Origin of the sequence: Herbaspirillum sp. B65 (assembly GCF_000333555.1) — a bacterium.
In the GTDB taxonomy this organism is placed as follows: Bacteria; Pseudomonadota; Gammaproteobacteria; order Burkholderiales; family Burkholderiaceae_D; genus Herbaspirillum; species Herbaspirillum rubrisubalbicans.
The window spans coordinates 1-15,472 of sequence record NZ_BADI01000828.1 but is presented as its reverse complement, the minus strand read 5'-3'; the positions used below and the strand labels follow the sequence as shown (position 1 = coordinate 15,472).

At 58.7% G+C, this 15,472-nt stretch carries 14 protein-coding genes and 1 pseudogene; 7 read left to right on the top strand and 8 right to left on the bottom strand.

The window, feature by feature from the left end; all coding sequences use genetic code 11:
• Positions 1-324, top strand: a 324-nt coding sequence (locus tag I5W_RS32910; protein WP_217284457.1) for a hypothetical protein, incomplete at its 5' end; no start/stop codon positions are given.
• Here the strand turns inward: I5W_RS32910 and I5W_RS19805 are convergent.
• From I5W_RS19805 to I5W_RS19790, 3 genes and pseudogenes are all read right to left on the bottom strand, one after another.
• Positions 285-1,011 (bottom strand): annotated as a pseudogene (locus I5W_RS19805) (MotA/TolQ/ExbB proton channel family protein). The gene I5W_RS32910 and the pseudogene I5W_RS19805 sit on opposite strands and share 40 nt — an antisense overlap.
• Before the next feature lie 55 nt (positions 1,012-1,066).
• On the bottom strand, positions 1,067-1,855 hold the full coding sequence (locus I5W_RS33580) for an energy transducer TonB (protein ID WP_252717133.1): 789 nt from the start codon (positions 1,853-1,855) through the stop codon (positions 1,067-1,069).
• A 10-nt stretch (positions 1,856-1,865) separates the two neighbouring features.
• Complete coding sequence (locus tag I5W_RS19790; protein ID WP_252717132.1) at positions 1,866-4,421, bottom strand: TonB-dependent receptor; 2,556 nt, start codon at positions 4,419-4,421, stop codon at positions 1,866-1,868.
• A 957-nt stretch (positions 4,422-5,378) separates the two neighbouring features.
• On the opposite strand from I5W_RS19790, the gene I5W_RS19780 reads away from it, so the two are divergent.
• The 3 genes from I5W_RS19780 to I5W_RS33570 are packed head-to-tail and all read left to right on the top strand — an operon-like array spanning position 5,379 to position 6,910.
• Positions 5,379-5,954, top strand: coding sequence for a sigma-70 family RNA polymerase sigma factor (locus I5W_RS19780; RefSeq protein ID WP_252717131.1), 576 nt, complete (start codon positions 5,379-5,381; stop codon positions 5,952-5,954).
• A gap of 18 nt (positions 5,955-5,972) precedes the next feature.
• Complete coding sequence (locus tag I5W_RS33575) at positions 5,973-6,545, top strand: DUF4880 domain-containing protein (RefSeq protein ID WP_252717130.1); 573 nt, start codon at positions 5,973-5,975, stop codon at positions 6,543-6,545.
• Complete coding sequence (locus I5W_RS33570) at positions 6,491-6,910, top strand: hypothetical protein (RefSeq protein ID WP_252717134.1); 420 nt, start codon at positions 6,491-6,493, stop codon at positions 6,908-6,910. Before I5W_RS33575 ends, I5W_RS33570 begins: the two co-directional genes overlap by 55 nt.
• A gap of 108 nt (positions 6,911-7,018) precedes the next feature.
• Here I5W_RS33570 and I5W_RS19770 read toward each other — a convergent pair whose 3' ends face one another.
• The 3 genes from I5W_RS19770 to fusA form a co-directional block, all read right to left on the bottom strand.
• Complete coding sequence (locus I5W_RS19770) at positions 7,019-7,918, bottom strand: hypothetical protein (protein WP_252717129.1); 900 nt, start codon at positions 7,916-7,918, stop codon at positions 7,019-7,021.
• 3 nt (positions 7,919-7,921) lie between these two features.
• Complete coding sequence (gene trxA, locus I5W_RS19765) at positions 7,922-8,254, bottom strand: thioredoxin (protein WP_017449775.1); 333 nt, start codon at positions 8,252-8,254, stop codon at positions 7,922-7,924.
• A gap of 311 nt (positions 8,255-8,565) precedes the next feature.
• Positions 8,566-10,671 (bottom strand): elongation factor G, encoded by a 2,106-nt coding sequence (gene fusA / locus I5W_RS19760; RefSeq protein ID WP_044530512.1) that lies wholly within the window; start codon positions 10,669-10,671, stop codon positions 8,566-8,568.
• A gap of 230 nt (positions 10,672-10,901) precedes the next feature.
• Here fusA and I5W_RS19755 point away from each other — a divergent pair, with 230 nt between their 5' ends.
• A complete protein-coding gene (locus I5W_RS19755; protein ID WP_017449773.1) occupies positions 10,902-11,531 on the top strand; it encodes a TetR/AcrR family transcriptional regulator in 630 nt (209 codons plus the stop codon).
• Between the two features lie 65 nt (positions 11,532-11,596).
• Here I5W_RS19755 and I5W_RS19750 read toward each other — a convergent pair whose 3' ends face one another.
• Both I5W_RS19750 and I5W_RS19745 read right to left on the bottom strand, forming a co-directional pair.
• A complete protein-coding gene (locus tag I5W_RS19750) occupies positions 11,597-12,523 on the bottom strand; it encodes a recombination-associated protein RdgC (RefSeq protein WP_044530511.1) in 927 nt (308 codons plus the stop codon).
• Between the two features lie 129 nt (positions 12,524-12,652).
• Complete coding sequence (locus tag I5W_RS19745) at positions 12,653-13,408, bottom strand: FadR/GntR family transcriptional regulator (protein ID WP_044530510.1); 756 nt, start codon at positions 13,406-13,408, stop codon at positions 12,653-12,655.
• Positions 13,409-13,846: 438 nt separating this feature from the next.
• Here I5W_RS19745 and I5W_RS19740 point away from each other — a divergent pair, with 438 nt between their 5' ends.
• Both I5W_RS19740 and imuA read left to right on the top strand, forming a co-directional pair.
• Positions 13,847-14,539, top strand: a complete 693-nt coding sequence (locus tag I5W_RS19740; RefSeq protein WP_044530509.1) for a hypothetical protein — start codon at positions 13,847-13,849, stop codon at positions 14,537-14,539.
• A gap of 95 nt (positions 14,540-14,634) precedes the next feature.
• Positions 14,635-15,336, top strand: a complete 702-nt coding sequence (gene imuA / locus I5W_RS19735; RefSeq protein WP_044530508.1) for a translesion DNA synthesis-associated protein ImuA — start codon at positions 14,635-14,637, stop codon at positions 15,334-15,336.
• The last annotated feature ends 136 nt before the right edge of the window (positions 15,337-15,472 follow it).

Sequence of the window (15,472 nt, the reverse complement as noted above, 5' to 3'; positions counted from 1 at the left end):
CTTGGCGCCCCCTTATTTCTCCCTCTTATAGGGTTGACGCTCTATCGATGTGGAAAAACAAAAGTCGTTGGACATCGATTTTCGCAGTCATTTGTAAATACTTTAATCGGAGGTATCGGCGTCGTCTACTTCAGTGCTTTCTATGCCTTCTACCGCATTCAGACAGAAAACATATCCGCGATCGAGTCCTTGTGGTGGCAAACAACAATGTTCACTACTTCCATGTTGATCTCGGTAGCCAGCCCGTCTCCACCCGCATCGTTCATCATTGACATGGCGGCTCCTCAAGCACCGGTAGAGGTGATCGGTGTACGTGCTGGATAAGCTACACCTTTGGCCGCCTGTGCTTCCTTGATCTTGTTGCCGGTCACGTAATACACCTGCAACTGGTGCGAAAAACGCATCAGCTTCTGCGCTACGCCACGATTGCCGCGTGCCACGTAGTTGTAACCCAGTACTGCAGGAATCGCCACGAACAGACCAATCGCTGTCATCACCAGCGACTCTCCCACCGGGCCTGCCACGTGGTCCAGACTTGCCTGACCCGACGCGCCAATGGCAATGAGCGCGTGATAAATGCCCCAGACGGTGCCGAACAGGCCGATGAACGGAGCGGTGCTGGCGATTGATGCAAGCACGGCCAAGCCGCCTTGCAGGTGCGCGATCTGCTCGTCCAATTCGTTGCGAACGCAATATGCCAGCCAGTCGGTGTTGGACGTGCGTCCTTCCAGCAGTGGCTGAACTTTTTGCCTCGTGCGCCTCGATGGCCGCCGTAGCGATATTGCTATAAGGGTTGTCGGCACCGATGGCTTCCATACCAGCCTCGATCGAGCGGGCTGCCCAAAAATCTTTTTGTACGTGCAAGCCTGTGCGCGTTAAGCGGCGATTGGCTATCGCCTTGACGATCATCACGATCCACGAGGCGGACGACATACCTAGTAGGAAGACAATCAGAAACCGAGTAACGATATCGCCTTGCAGCCAAACATTGGCCAAACCATAGTTTTCCATGTAATGCTCCTAGATATTCGGTGCGCCGTGGCGCGTGTGAACTTGCAAAACAATCTTAATCAGCAGCAAATGCAATCCGCTGTGAGGCCTCAACCTGCATGGCGATGCCGGCTTCGCGGTAGGGATTGCAGACCCCTCCCCGCAATGCCGTCACAGCGGCATCGTCGAGCGCGGCGAAGCCACTGCTCGAAGCCACGTTGACTTGTCCGATACGCCCGTCGATGCCAATGACAATGCGCAACGTGACCGTACCCTTTTGTCCCAGACGCTGAGCTTTGGCCGGATAGACAGGCGCTGGAATATGGCAATTCAGCTGCGCCATTTCGCTGGCGTTGATCGACTTGATATTGAGCGATGGTCCGCTGCTGCCCGGCGTGGCGGCCGGCGCGGCGGCCGGCGCCGCAGACGGCTCGGCAGCACTCGCCTGGGTCGATGGCGGCATCGCCGCAGCAGGCGGCGACGGCGCGGCGGCCTGCGGCGGCGTGGCTTTCGCCGGAGTCGGATCGGCGGCCTGCACTTGCTGCGTGGACGCAGCCTGCGTGGTCAGCACCGGGTGCGGCTTTGGCGCAGGCATCTTTGGTTTCGGCTTCTCGGGTGGCGTCGGCAAGGACTTGGGCGCAGGTGTTTCCACCGGCTTAGCCACCGATGAGCGACTGACCAACTGGACCGCGACCGACTGACCACCACGCGCCGAGGCCGTCGCGCTGAGCGTGACCTGTGGACGATGCAACAGCCAGGCCAGTGCGAGCACATGCAGCGCCAGCACGATGGCCGTTGTTCCCGGTACGGTAAGATTGCCCCGGCGCGCCGCCGGCCTCTCCTTCACCTGGCCTGACACAGTCATGATTGCCCGCTCAGAAGTCATAGGTTCCGGTCAACATCAAGGTGCGCTCAGGCCCCATTGGAATGAAGGCGCTGGAGGTCGAACTGGAATAGAGCTTGTGATTGAAGGCGTTCTTCAGCGACAAATTCAAGCTATATTTTTCGTGCTTATAGAACAGGGCAAGGTCGGTCTCGGTCTGGCCCGGGATGTGGTAATTGCCAGAAGACCCGATCGCCTGCCCGCTGGTCAGGAAGAGACCGCCGCCGACGCCAAAACCCTGCAGTGCTGGCGTGCGGAAATTGTAGGTGGTCCAGATGCTGCCGGTGTGATGCGGGAGGTTGACCTTGGTGGTCGGCGCATAGTCCTGCACGTAGTTGTTGTAAGCGTACTGTGCTATTACATTCAAGCCCGGCAGGACCTGCCCCTTCAGTTCTACCTCCGCGCCACGGCTCACCGCACCGCCAGTGGGAATAAAGTAACCACGATGCAGAGGATCGGCAATGCTTTGATTGGTGTAGTCGATGTGGTAGAGCGAGGTGGTTAATTGAAGTTTGTCGTCCAACAGGCTGAACTTCATGCCAGCCTCGTATTGCTCGCTCTGCATCGGTGCCAGAAAATCGCCACCGTAGACACGGGTGTTAGCCGGTACGAAACCCTTGTTCCAGTTTACGTAAGGGGCGATTTCCGGGGTGAGTTGATACATCACACCCAGGCTCGGGCTATAGGCGGACTGGTGTGTTCCGCCGTTCGGCGTTCTACCGACGATATATGCGCTGCTCAGGTAGTTGTCCCGACGGATCGAGGCGAGCACGTTCAGCTTGTCGTAATTCCATTGCTCTTGCAGAAAATTGCCAACCCGCTGTGCTTGCCCGCTGCTCGAATAACTCAGCGGCGAAGTGACCGGCGGCACGTTGAAGGTCCCAAATATATTGGGAATCGTGGTCATAGGCACACTCGGCAGGTCGTACTGCGCGTAGTGCATGTATGAGTAATCTACGCCGACCAAGGTGGTCGACTTCGCAGTTCCGACATCGAACTTGAGTCGCACGTAGTTCTGCGAATTCACGGTGTAATAATTGGCCGATGACTTGAATCCCATCAACGTGAGCGCATTGGTCTTGGAGATCGTCGACACGGCGGCCGACCCACTCTGCCCCTGTGTGTTCATCGTATAGCCGTTCTTGCTGACGAATGTCAGATGGTCGTCAATCTTTTGCTCGAGCTTGGCCGTCAATTCATCGGACGTCATCGAAAAATGGTCGTCCCGGTTGCTCAGCGGATAATCGATATATCCCTCCACATACCCCCCTTTGGCATAGCCCACCGTGTATTGCGGAAAGGGATCGCGTGTCACTGTATGGGCGTACCCGATGGTCAGGTCCGTCGTGCTGTCTTTCCATTGCAGCGTTGGGGCGATATAGAAGTGACGGCCACCGTCATAGCCCATGGCGTTCTCGCTGGCTTTGTCGCCGGAAATGACGAAGCGATAACGGAGCTTCTTGTCTTCATCAATGGCACCAGTGGAATCGAATGCCACCTGGTTGTAATTATGCGAGCCGTAGGCAAACTGAATTTCATGAAATGGTACGGCCTGCGGTGCTTTCTTAATGACATTGATAACGCCCCCGGGCGGGGCATCTGCGGCGAGAATGGCTGCCGGGCCCTTGATCACTTCTACGCTGGCGATAGCGATCGTCGGGGTGAGGGTTGCAGGAGAGGCCGCCGATCCGTACGAGGAAAGTCCGTCCGACATCACCGGTGCATTACCCACATAGCCTCGGATGGCATACGTGGGCACGCCATACGGACCGGTGCGCGTCACCACCCCAGAGGCGTTACGCAGAATGTCCGTCAGCGTTTGCGCTGATTGGCTTTGAATCACGGCGGCATCGACCACCGATACCGACTTCGGCGTTTCGCTCAGGGGCGTATTACTACGCGTAAACGTTGCGGAATTTTCCACAACAAAACCAGTGCCGCCGGAGTCCGCCGTAGCGGCCACGCTGATCAGCGGCAATTCTGCATAGGTAGTGGCCTTGCTGGTTTCCGATGTGGGTGCCGTGACCGTACGCAAGGTCCATTGGCCACCTGGCGTGGGGACCAGCTCAAGCCCGGTTTTGCGCAGGGCCTGCCTGATGGCATCGGGTCCGGTGAAGTTCCCTTCAACCGGGGCGGATTGCAATGATTTCACCAGGGACGGCCCATACGAAATCAGCAATCCGCTTTGCTTCGCTATCTGCAGCAAGGTCTCGTCAAGCGGTGCACTCGGCAAATGATACGATTGCTCCGCGACGGACTGCGCGTAGGCGGAGCTGGCTGGTAGAGACAAGGATGTCGTCGAGGCCAAAGCCATCATGATGACGCTGGGAGCTGACCAGTTTGCAGAACGTGATATGACTTTCATCTTGATCTCTATGAATGGAATTAAAATTGATGTCGTCAAATACCGTGAAAATGGCGATAGACGAGCGGATTCAAAAATCCTCAAAACGATTTTCTTTCTTGCACCTTCCTGATGCCGAACATCACCTTTACAGTGCATGGCATCGACACCCCTACCTCTTCCTTGCCGCGAAAACAGGTTCACGTTGTGTTCTGCGCTTCTGGTCGCGATGCACTTCCATCACCTCGGCAATACAGGCGATGGCATCGCGAAATTTCTTGATCCAGATGGCGCGTCTCGATTGCTGCTCACACCGTCGCCGAGACGTTGCGTTTTCCCGGCCCGAGCAACACTACGCGACGCCTGATGACACCCTCCATTTCCAGCCTTTGCAGCGCCGCCAGCAGGGCGTATCGATAGGCTCACGCGCTCGGCGACCGCGCAAGTACCGTATCCTCACGAATATCCCGCATCCCGTGGCCGGATCTATCAATCACCGCTGCCCCTCTATTGATATCTGCACATGCCCCGTAACAATCGGATGCAAGACGCCCTGCGGCTCAGATCAACCGCATTTGCATTTGATGGTTTCAATAGGGATGTGCGCCGACGCGCAAAAAGTGACACCATATTTTGAAAATAATTTTCGCAAACGATTGCGCAGCATCCTGCGTGAGCTGCAGAGAGGCCGTCGCGATACTGCAAATGGGAGAATGGGGAGGCGGAGACAGCGGCCTTGGTTATTGATGCTGTTGGCGGCTGGCCAAAGCGCTGAATAGATGGATCAACACGAGCATCGGAAAGCGTAATGAAGAACGCACCGTATCGAATTCAAAGGCAGGCCATGTTTGTTGCCGAACGAGAATTCCATGCCTTGGTACTGCCAAAATATGAAAATTATATTAAGCCACTGAGGGCAGAAGAACCCATAATCGTGGTGGTACATTAATTGCGTCAGCTTCAACGTAGCAAACGATAAAGCTTATGCGTTTTTAGTGGCGCGGCAATTCGCTAATTCGGAGAGAATGGCACCAGAGGAAGCAAGCGTGCTTTCATCAAAGCACCTTCTGGGGCCCATTTTCGGACTCGCGGATTGGATCGGAACAGGCCATAATTCCTCGCAGAGCGCTTCGACAATTTTGTGTAAAACATAGGTTGATCATGGAATATCGTTACGTAGATGGCGGAGAGGGAGAAGCTGTATCGACGGCGTCCTTGCTATGCTCGCGCAATACATATACGGAACAGCCATTGCGGCATGATTTCCTGGCCTCTGAATTTGCCAACAGCTATCGCTGGCTGAAGCAGTACCTGCGACGCCAGGTAAAATGCTTGGCGGATGCAGAGGATGTCGCCTCGGCAGCATTTGTCGAGATGGCCAGCATCCCGGATGTCTCGGTCATTCGTGAACCGCGTGCGTTATTGCGGACCATTTCGCAGCGGCTGGTATTCGATCTATGGCGTCGTCGCGACCTGGAAGCTGCTTACCTTGCCGCACTGGCCACGCACGAGGAAGCGGACATGCCGTCTCCGGAGGCCATCCTCGAAGTCGTGCAGACACTAGCCAGTATCGACCGGTTGCTATGCGGATTGTCCAGCAATGCAAGAAGAGCATTCCTGCATAGTCAGCTGGACGGACTGACCTACCGAGAGATTGCCGATTTGCTTGGCGTATCCGTGAGCATGGTGCGCAAGTACATCGCCCAGGCATTGGCGAAGTGCTATGAAGGCGCGTGATTGTCGAGGAGGAACAAGTTGAAAGATCCAGTCAAGGCCGCCATCGCCTGGGAAGTGCTGATGCGTTCCGGCGAAGCCAGCGCGGAAGAGCAAGCTCGCTTTGCCGAATGGTGTTGCGCCAGCACGGCCAACCAGGCGGCATGGGATGCATTGCAGCAGAAGCTGACACCGTTTCGCTCCTTCGGGCAGAGCAGGGAGGCACATGGCGCCGGACGGCAGGCACTACTGGAGGCCGGCGAATCGCGCCGGCGTATGCTGCGGGCTGGTTTGAGTGGCACGATCGGGCTCACCGTGGTGGGGGTGCTAGGCTATCGAGGCCTGCAAGTGTTCATGGACGAACCCACCCTCAGCACTGGCACAGGAGAGATCCGTCAAGCGGCGTTGAATCCAGATATTCATGTCACCCTGGATGCCGGCACTACCGTCCAAGCGATTGCTACCGCATCAAGCAATACCTGGCGTATGGAGTCGGGGCAGATGCTGGTGGAGGCGATGCATAACAGCAAGCCGTTCGAGATCCTCTCGGCCCGCGGCATTTGCAGGCAAGGACTGCACGTTTCAGTTTTTCTTCTTATGAAACACATTCGCTGATCGCGCTGGAGCAAGGCAGTGCCACATTGACGACGCCAGATGGCACCATCAAAACCATCGTTCGGGGTGATGTGGTGAGTTTGAAAGACGCTGGAGTCGAGCGCACCAACCTGTCGCTCTCGAATGCCATCGCATGGACTAGAGGCCTGCTGGTCGCATCGGACCAGGCCGTGGCTGACGTGATCGGGGTGCTGCGTCGCCACCGTCCGGGGGTAATCCACATCACCCGCGCGGCAGCCGCAAAACATGTCAGTGGCATCTTCGACATGCGCGCACCAGATACAGTTTTGCGCCAGCTCGCGGAAACTGTATCACTTAAGGTGGAGAGCTATGGCCGTTTGCTTGTCATGGTCAGCGCGGCATAAAGCATCCAGGCACTGTTCATGGCCTTAACGTTCGCCTCTGCTATGCGGTGAATCAGGGGGCCGGATTCTTGATGAAGGCATGGTCCGGCCAACCCCTGATGGCAATGATCAGGCCGTGGAAGCCGGCGCCAATGACGCCCGCAATATTTCCGACGCGATGGCGTTGGCTCTGCTCACGGCTTCGCGCTCGGTACGGATGCGCGCCCGCAAGCGTTCTTCTTCTGCAGGATATTGCTCGGCGTAATGATCGAACACTGTGCGGGTGCTCTCCGGGTGATCCTTCAGGAAGCGATCATGCATTTCCTTCAGGCGCACATGCACGTTGGCCTCATCGGCCGGGGTCCAGCCAAACTCAACCAGGGCGTAATTGCCGTAAGCGACCACCCATGCTCGCATGGTATCTGTGGCGACGGTCGGCGAAGAGCGGATGTCCCAGCCGGCGGCTTCGACAACCGAGGCCAGCAGACGCCCGGCCGAATGCTCCTCGAAGGTATCCGCCACAGCCATCGCTGCGCGCCGGGCAGCGCGCCAGGCGGCGGCATCAGAGGACTTTCCGTCAGCCACCGCGGTATGCAATGTTGTGACTGTAGCTAGTGCACTCGGAAGCGCCGTATCAGGAGAGCTTGCTTCGCGCCTGGCAGCAATATCGGCCAGCAACTTCAGTACGAACCCGCTGCCGGCAGCGTCCAGATCGACACCGACAGGGATGGCTTGCAACGTAGGCAGGCCAGCCAGTGCGAAGGCCTGCGGCGAGCCCTGTGCAGCGGCAATCGCATCAATCAGCAGTGCCAGCCACTTAGGCAAGCCGAGTGTGCTGCTCCAGACGTCGAGGTCATCACTCTCGATGGCACAACCTATGACGCTGCCGGATTGGCCATTCCAGGTGTTGAGGGTGCTGGTGACCCGGCCGGCCTCCAGATGCGCGCGGAAACGCTCCAGCATTGCCTGCTTGAGCGTGTTGTCGCCATGGAACGTGAGGGAGGTGGCTGGCATGACAGGAGAAGACATGGTTCAAAGCTCCAATTGATCTTCGATGAATGCCACCAGGCGCGTCTTGCTTTGCATGCCGATCAGGCGGGCGCGCTCCACGCCACCGATGAACAGCAGCATCGATGGCAGGCCGCGTACACCATACTTTTCCATGCTTTGCTTGTTTTCATCAGCATTGATCTTGGCGATGCGCAGCGTATCGCTAAACTCGTCGGCCAGATCGGCCAGTAGCGGTGCCAACATCTTGCACGGCATACACCAAGGCGCCCAGAAGTCCACCAGAACAGCCTGCGATGATTGCAGAACCTCTGCCTCGAACGAGGCGTCGGTGACGGTAACGATATTGCTTGACATGACTTTCCTTAAGTTGATCTTGCGCGTGGCGCGATATGCTGCAGATGTCAGGTACAAAGGATTGGATAATTCATAGTATCACCGGATGCTTGCCAACAAATAGCGACAGTCGATACGATAAACACCAGCACTGTCATGGCAGTTCGGCCATGACAGTGCAGCAGTGATGTTGAGTTGCCTGGAGTTTGTTGGGAGCGCATTTCACCAACAGGCATGAGTTAGTTCTAGATTCACCAGACCCATGATCGGGAATTAAAAAAGCCGACGCATCCAAAGATGCATCGGCTTTGTCACGGCGAGGGTAAGGAAAATCAACCCTTCGCCTTGCTCCCCGATAACTGCTCCACCACCTGCCGTGGCGCCTCGGCATAGTGCTTGAACTCCATCGAGTAGGTCGCCCGTCCCTGTGACAGCGAACGCAGCGTGGTCGAGTAGCCGAACATTTCCGACAGCGGCACTTCGGCACGCACCAGCTTGCCGCCACCCACCATGTCTTCCATGCCCTGCACCATCCCGCGCCGCGAGGACAGGTCGCCCATCACGTTGCCCATGAATTCCTCGGGCGTTTCCACCTCGACCTGCATCATCGGCTCCAAGAGCATCGGACCGGCGCGCTTCATCGCTTCCTTGAAGGCCATCGAGCCGGCCATGCGGAAGGCGTTTTCGTTGGAGTCCACGTCGTGGTATGAACCGAAGGTCAGCGTCGCCTTCACGTCCACCACCGGATAGCCCGCCAGCACGCCGGCCTTCAGCGACTCCTGGATGCCCTTGTCGACTGCCGGGATGAATTCGCGCGGCACCACGCCACCCTTGATGGCATCGACGAATTCATAGCCCTTGCCGGCCGGTTGTGGTTCCAGCTTGATCACCACGTGGCCGTACTGCCCGCGCCCACCGGACTGCTTGACGAACTTGCCCTCGACATCTTCCACACCCTTGCGGATCGCTTCACGATAGGCCACCTGCGGCTTGCCGACCGTGGCCTCGACGTTGAACTCGCGCTTCATCCGGTCGACCAAAATTTCCAGGTGCAGCTCGCCCATGCCCGACATGATGGTCTGGCCCGATTCCTCGTCGGTATGCACGCGGAAGGACGGATCTTCCTGCGCCAGGCGATTCAAGGCGATGCCCATCTTTTCCTGGTCGGCCTTGGTCTTGGGCTCCACTGCCTGCGAGATCACCGGCTCGGGGAAGATCATGCGTTCCAGGATGATGGGATGCTCCGGGTCCGACAGCGTGTCGCCGGTGGTTACATCCTTCAGACCCACGGCCGCGGCGATGTCGCCGGCGAACACTTCCTTGATCTCCTTGCGCTCGTTGGCGTGCATCTGCAGGATACGGCCCAGGCGTTCCTTCTTGCCCTTGACCGGGTTGTAGACCGTATCGCCCGAATTGACGATGCCGGAATACACGCGGAAGAAGGTCAACTGACCCACGAAGGGATCGGTCATGATCTTGAAGGCCAGCGCCGAGAACGGTTCTTCATCCGAAGGATGGCGCTCGATCTCGCTATCGTCCTCGGCATGACCGGCAATGGCCGGCACGTCGATGGGCGAGGGCAGGTAATCGATCACCGCATCCAGCATGGCTTGCACGCCCTTGTTCTTGAAGGCGGAACCGGCCAGCATCGGCACGATCTCGTTGGCCACCGTGCGCAGGCGCAGGCCGCGCTTGATGTCGTCTTCGGAGAGGGGATTGCCGGAGAGGTATTTCTCCAGCAGTTCCTCGTTGGCTTCAGCGGCCTGCTCGACCATGTGGTCGCGCCACTGGCGTGCGGTGTCCTCCAGCTCCAGCGGGATGTCTTCGTACTTGAACAGCACGCCCTGGCTGGCTTCATCCCAGATGATGGCCTTCATCTTGACCAGGTCGATCACGCCCGAGAAATGGTCTTCCGCGCCCACCGGAATCTGGATGGGAACGGCTTTACCCTTGAGGCGTTCCTCGATCTGCTTCTGCACGCGGAAGAAGTCGGCGCCGATGCGGTCCATCTTGTTGACGAAGGCAATGCGCGGCACCTTGTACTTGTTGGCCTGGCGCCAGACGGTCTCGGACTGCGGCTGCACGCCGCCCACCGAGTCATACACCATCACTGCGCCATCGAGCACGCGCATGGAGCGCTCCACCTCGATGGTGAAGTCCACGTGACCGGGGGTGTCGATGATGTTGATGCGATGCTCGGGATAATTGCCGGCCATGCCTTTCCAGAAGGCCGTGGTAGCCGCCGAGGTGATGGTGATGCCGCGTTCCTGCTCCTGCTCCATCCAGTCCATGGTGGCCGCACCGTTATGCACTTCACCGATCTTGTGGTTCACACCCGTATAAAAAAGAATGCGCTCGGTGGTCGTGGTCTTGCCCGCGTCGATATGCGCGCTGATACCGATGTTGCGGTAGTTTTCTATTCGGGTCTTGCGGCTCATGGCATGTCCTTTCGATGGTGCCGTCAAATGCTGGGTTCTGTATTGCCGGGTTAATCTTTGATGAATGATGTGGCTCGTCACCATTTATTTATGTAACGAGCATTAGATAATAGGAACGTCGCGGCCAAAGTTCAAGGGCTGGTGATTTATTTTTGTAACGCTGATTAAAATAAACTACACTGCCAGGCAATACCATTACCGCCAGGGGTAATACCCCGCAAAGGATACCGATGATAAAAACCCGCGGCCGCCCGCGCAGCTTCGACCGTGAACAGGCGCTGCATCAGGCCATGCAAGTGTTCTGGAGCAAGGGCTACGAAGGCACCACCATGGCCGACCTGACTGCGGCCATCGGGGTGAAGGCGCCCAGTCTCTATGCCGCCTTTGGCGACAAGGATGCGCTCTTTCGTGAAGTCGTGGAGGTCTATGCGCGCACCGTCAGCGCCGAGCCCTTGCGCCTGTTGCAGGCAGGCAAAGGCATTTACCAGGATCTGCTGGCCATGCTGCGCGCCAGCGTGCGCATGTATTCCGGCAAGACCACGCTGCCCGGCTTGCCGGTCGGCAAGGGTTGCATGGTGGTGGTCTCGGCCATCAACTGTGCGCCCGAGAACAGCGAGCACAGTGATGCGCTCTCGCAACGTCGCCACAAGCGCCGCAACGAAATCCGTGCGCGCCTGCTGCAGGCCCAGCGCGAAGGCGAGATCCGGGCCGATGCCGATGTCACCGCCCTGGGGGATTTCTACACCAGCTTTCTCAATGGCTTGGCGCTGGGCGCACGCGATGGCGTCTCCAGCGCGCGCCTGGCGGCGACCTTGCAGCACGCGATGCTGCCCTTGGAAAGCGTGCTGGTCAGCGCCTGAGGCGTGCCCATGAAAAACGGGAGCCGAAGCTCCCGTTTCTTGTCACGCCCAAATCGGTCCGTCGATCACGCAGCCTGTGCCAGCGTGCCGTCGTTTTCCTTCAGTTGACCACCCAATGCATCGACCAGCGCAGAGAGCAGCTTGGCCAGTTCGCCGGCCATGAGCATGAAGTCGCCGTCAAAACGTTCATCATCGTTCTTGCCGGCGATCTCGCTGTCTTCCTTGAGCACGTCCAGCGGCGCGATGCGCTTGACCGACAGGTTCTCGGTCAGCACGAAGGACACCTTGTCGGCCCAGGTCAGCGCCAGACGCGTGCACTGCTTGCCGGATTCGATGTGGCGGCGGATGTCTTCGGCCTCCAGCGTGTGGCGCACGTAGCGCACCGTGGCCTTGCTCTCGGCGGTGGAGCGCAGCTCGGTATCCTGGTCCACGGTGAAGCCGTTGGGGGCTTCGTCGCTGGCCAGCCAGTCGGTCATGGCGGCGGCCGGCGACATGACGGTACGCAGCGTTTCCAGCGGGAACTTGGGGATGGCCTTGAACAGCAGCTTCAAGACTTCCTCGGCCTTGGACGGCGAGCCGGCATCGACCAGCAACCAGCCATTGACCGGATCGATCCAGACCCAGGTGCTGCGCACCACCGAGAAGGCGCGCGGCAGCAGCTCATCGGTGACTTGTTCCTTCAATTCCTTGGTCTGCTTGCGACCGGGCGGGAAACCTTGCTGTTCTTCCAGTTCGGCAGCGCGGGCCTTGGTGACCTGGTTGATGACGGTGGAAGGCAAGAGTTTCTTTTCGGTATCGAGCTTCATCAGCAACTGGCGATTGACCACGTGCACCAGCTTGTCATTGTTGCGCGGCGGCACCCAGCCTTGGCTTTGCATGTCCAGGCTGGAGCAGGCGGTGAAGGCCTGCGGTGCGAGATGGGATTCGAGTTCGTCGGCGGTGATCGCCCACGGTGCGGGCAGACGATAGATCTGTAGATTCTTAAACCACATAAGCTTCCGGGGCAGGGGGCAAAAAGGGAGATTCTACACGTCCGACCTGGGACAAGCGATGTCGGATTGTTCATCTCCTGCTGTAAACCCTGCGAAGCTTGCTGCCAATGATGAGCTTGCTTGAGTGCCTCAGTTTTGCTGCTGGCCGCTGCTGGCGCTGGCCACACGCTTGCCGGCTTTGCCTGGCTTGTCGCCGGGCTGCGCTGGCGACACCTCCAGCTGGGCCAGCAGACGCTGGAAATGTTTCTCGCAGGCTTGCAAGAGTCCTTCCAGATCCTTGGCCTCGATCATCTTGGCGAGCTGGATGCGATCCCGTGCGGTGGCTTCGGCCAGGCGGCCATCGAGCGCCAGGCGGGCTTCGCCCATGCGATGGAACATGCGCCAGAGCAGGTCGGTGAGCGTGCTCAGGAAGGCGTTGTCCAGGCAGCCATACAGGGTGGCCTGGAACTGGCGGTCTTCTGCGCCGACATCTTCGCCTGAGCGCGCCAGCACCAGCATGTGATCGGCCTGCTGGCGCAGGGTCTTGAGCTGGGCCGCCGACATGTGCTGCAGGATGGCCGGCGCGGCACCGGTCTCGATGGCGGCGCGCACCTGCAACAGTTCGCGCAATTGCTTGCCATCGACGGCGAAGGCGTAGGGCAGGTTGTCGAGGATGGTGTCGAAGGAAAAGCCTTTGACATAGATGCCTTCGCCGTGGCGCGATTCCAGGATGCCCAGCGACTCCAGACTCTTGACCGCCTCCCGCAGCGAGGGGCGGCTCATGCCGAGTTCCTCGGCCAGCATTCCCTCCGGCGGCAGGGCATCGCCCAGCGTGAGGCCGCGTTCTTCGATGAAGCGTTTGATTTGTGCCTGGGCGAGTCGATAGGCTGGAATGCGGGCTGTCATTGTTGTTCTTCCTTGCTATCGAAAGCCGGGCGGATCGGCTCGGCCTAGAGGGGAGAGGTCAGATATCAGGGCGCGATTCTAGCATGTCATTTTTCGTTTGAATGGCGTGATGAGGCGCATAGAGAAATCTGTGAGATTACTTAAAAAATTTCGATAAAGAATCTTTTTGCAGACTGCTAAAGATGGCCTCAAAAGTGTTTTTTATTTTCTGAAAACCCAGTCTGGAAGCGACTTTTAGGAGATGGGTGGAGATAAGGATGGAAATTTTTTCTTCACCCCACCTGGATCTTATTTTCGATAAAACTAAGTTGTTGCGTTTTTCCTAAAACCTGCACTTTAGTACATTTGTAGTCAAAAAAATCGACAGATAAGATCAGACCTCAGATGTAAGAGGTAAGAGGTCAGATATATGAGCAATCCAAAGGGAGGGGCAAATTCATGAACACGCATACCAAGGCCGTTGCTGCCATGCTGCTCATCGGCCTGTCGGTCGGCAATGTGCAGGCGCAATCCGAGGCCGGGCTGGCCCCGGGCAGCGATGCTGCACTGGGTTACCTGAACCCGTTGCCGGCATCCGAAGACAAGCTTGCCAGGCCGATGCCGCAGGATATCGGCGCGGACGGTACCGGCTTTCTCAACCTCACCGAAGCTGAGGATCTGGCCGCTGACAACCAGGGCGTGTTCTACCAGTCGCAATCCTTCAAGGGCCGGGCCGACCAGTTGGGGGCGCAGATCCGCAGGTTCTGGATCGGCCTGACTTCCTTGAACTGGAGCGGCTTGCTGGGCGGCCGTGATCTGCTGGCTGGCAAGGGCAGCATCGATAGCGAGCACGCGCTGGCGCCGCTGCCGGGCAGGTCTGCCCTGGAGCGCAAGCATGGCGCGCTGCTTACGGACAGCGTGCTGACTTACCTGAGCCCGCTTTCCACTGACAGGGGCGGGATGGTGCAATACACGCTGTTCAAGCACACCCAGTGGTTTGGTCATATCGGTTCCCTGCGCCACCGGTCCGACCCCAGCGTGCTCACGCAGGCGGCGGGCACACCCGGTCTCAAGAACGTCCGCCCGGAACAACACCTGCTACCCGGCCGCGTCCAGGCCGGGCTCTACACGGGCGTCCTGCACAACTTCTGAGGCCATTGTCAAACATCCCTCCGCCCCCAGCAGAGCAATGGGCTTTTGTTGACTAACACAACAAGTCATTTATACTGTACATATATACAGTATCGATGACCATGTTGCGCCCTTCACCCCAAAGTATCCATCACTCGCTCTGGCGCGCTTCCCAGTTGGCCCAGGGAGGTGCGCGCGGTATCGACACCGGCTTTGCCGAGTTGTCGCAAGAGCTGCCGGGACGGGGTTGGCCGACCGGGGCGCTGATCGATTTCCTGTTGCAACAACCCGGGGTGGGCGAGCTGCGCTTGCTGGGCCCGGCCTTGCAATCCCTGGCGCCGCGCCGGATTGCCCTGGTGCAGACACCCCATGCTCCCCACCTCATCGGCTGGCAACAGATCGGGGTGGAAGCCGCGCGCTTATTGGCGGTGCGTACCACCACCAGCGCCGACGCGGCCTGGGCGGCGGAACAGATCCTCAAATCCGATAGTTGCGCCGCCCTGCTGCTGTGGCAGCGGCACCTGCGCCCGGAGAGTGTGCGGCGCCTGCATCTGGCGGCACAAAGCGGCCAGACGCTGTTCGTCATGCTGCGCCCAGGCAGTTGCGCGCAGGATGCCTCGCCGGCGCCGTTGCGACTGGCATTGACCGCGGCACCAGGGGGGATCGCGATCGACTTCATCAAGCGACGCGGACCCTTGCGCGCCGGCCCCCTGTTCGTTTCCTTACCTTCCCTGAATCTCTTGCCTCATGCGCCTGTGGATCGCCGTACACCTGCCTTTGCTGCCGCTGGAGGTGTTTTATCCGAACTGGCTGGATGACGCTGCGGCCGTCGTGCTGGAGCACGCGCGCGTCATCGCCGCTTCCCCCGGCGCGCGGGAGGCCGGGGTGCGCGTGGGCATGACGCGCGGTGGCGTGCTGGCCTTGCTGCCGCAAGCGCCGTGCACGATCGCGCCC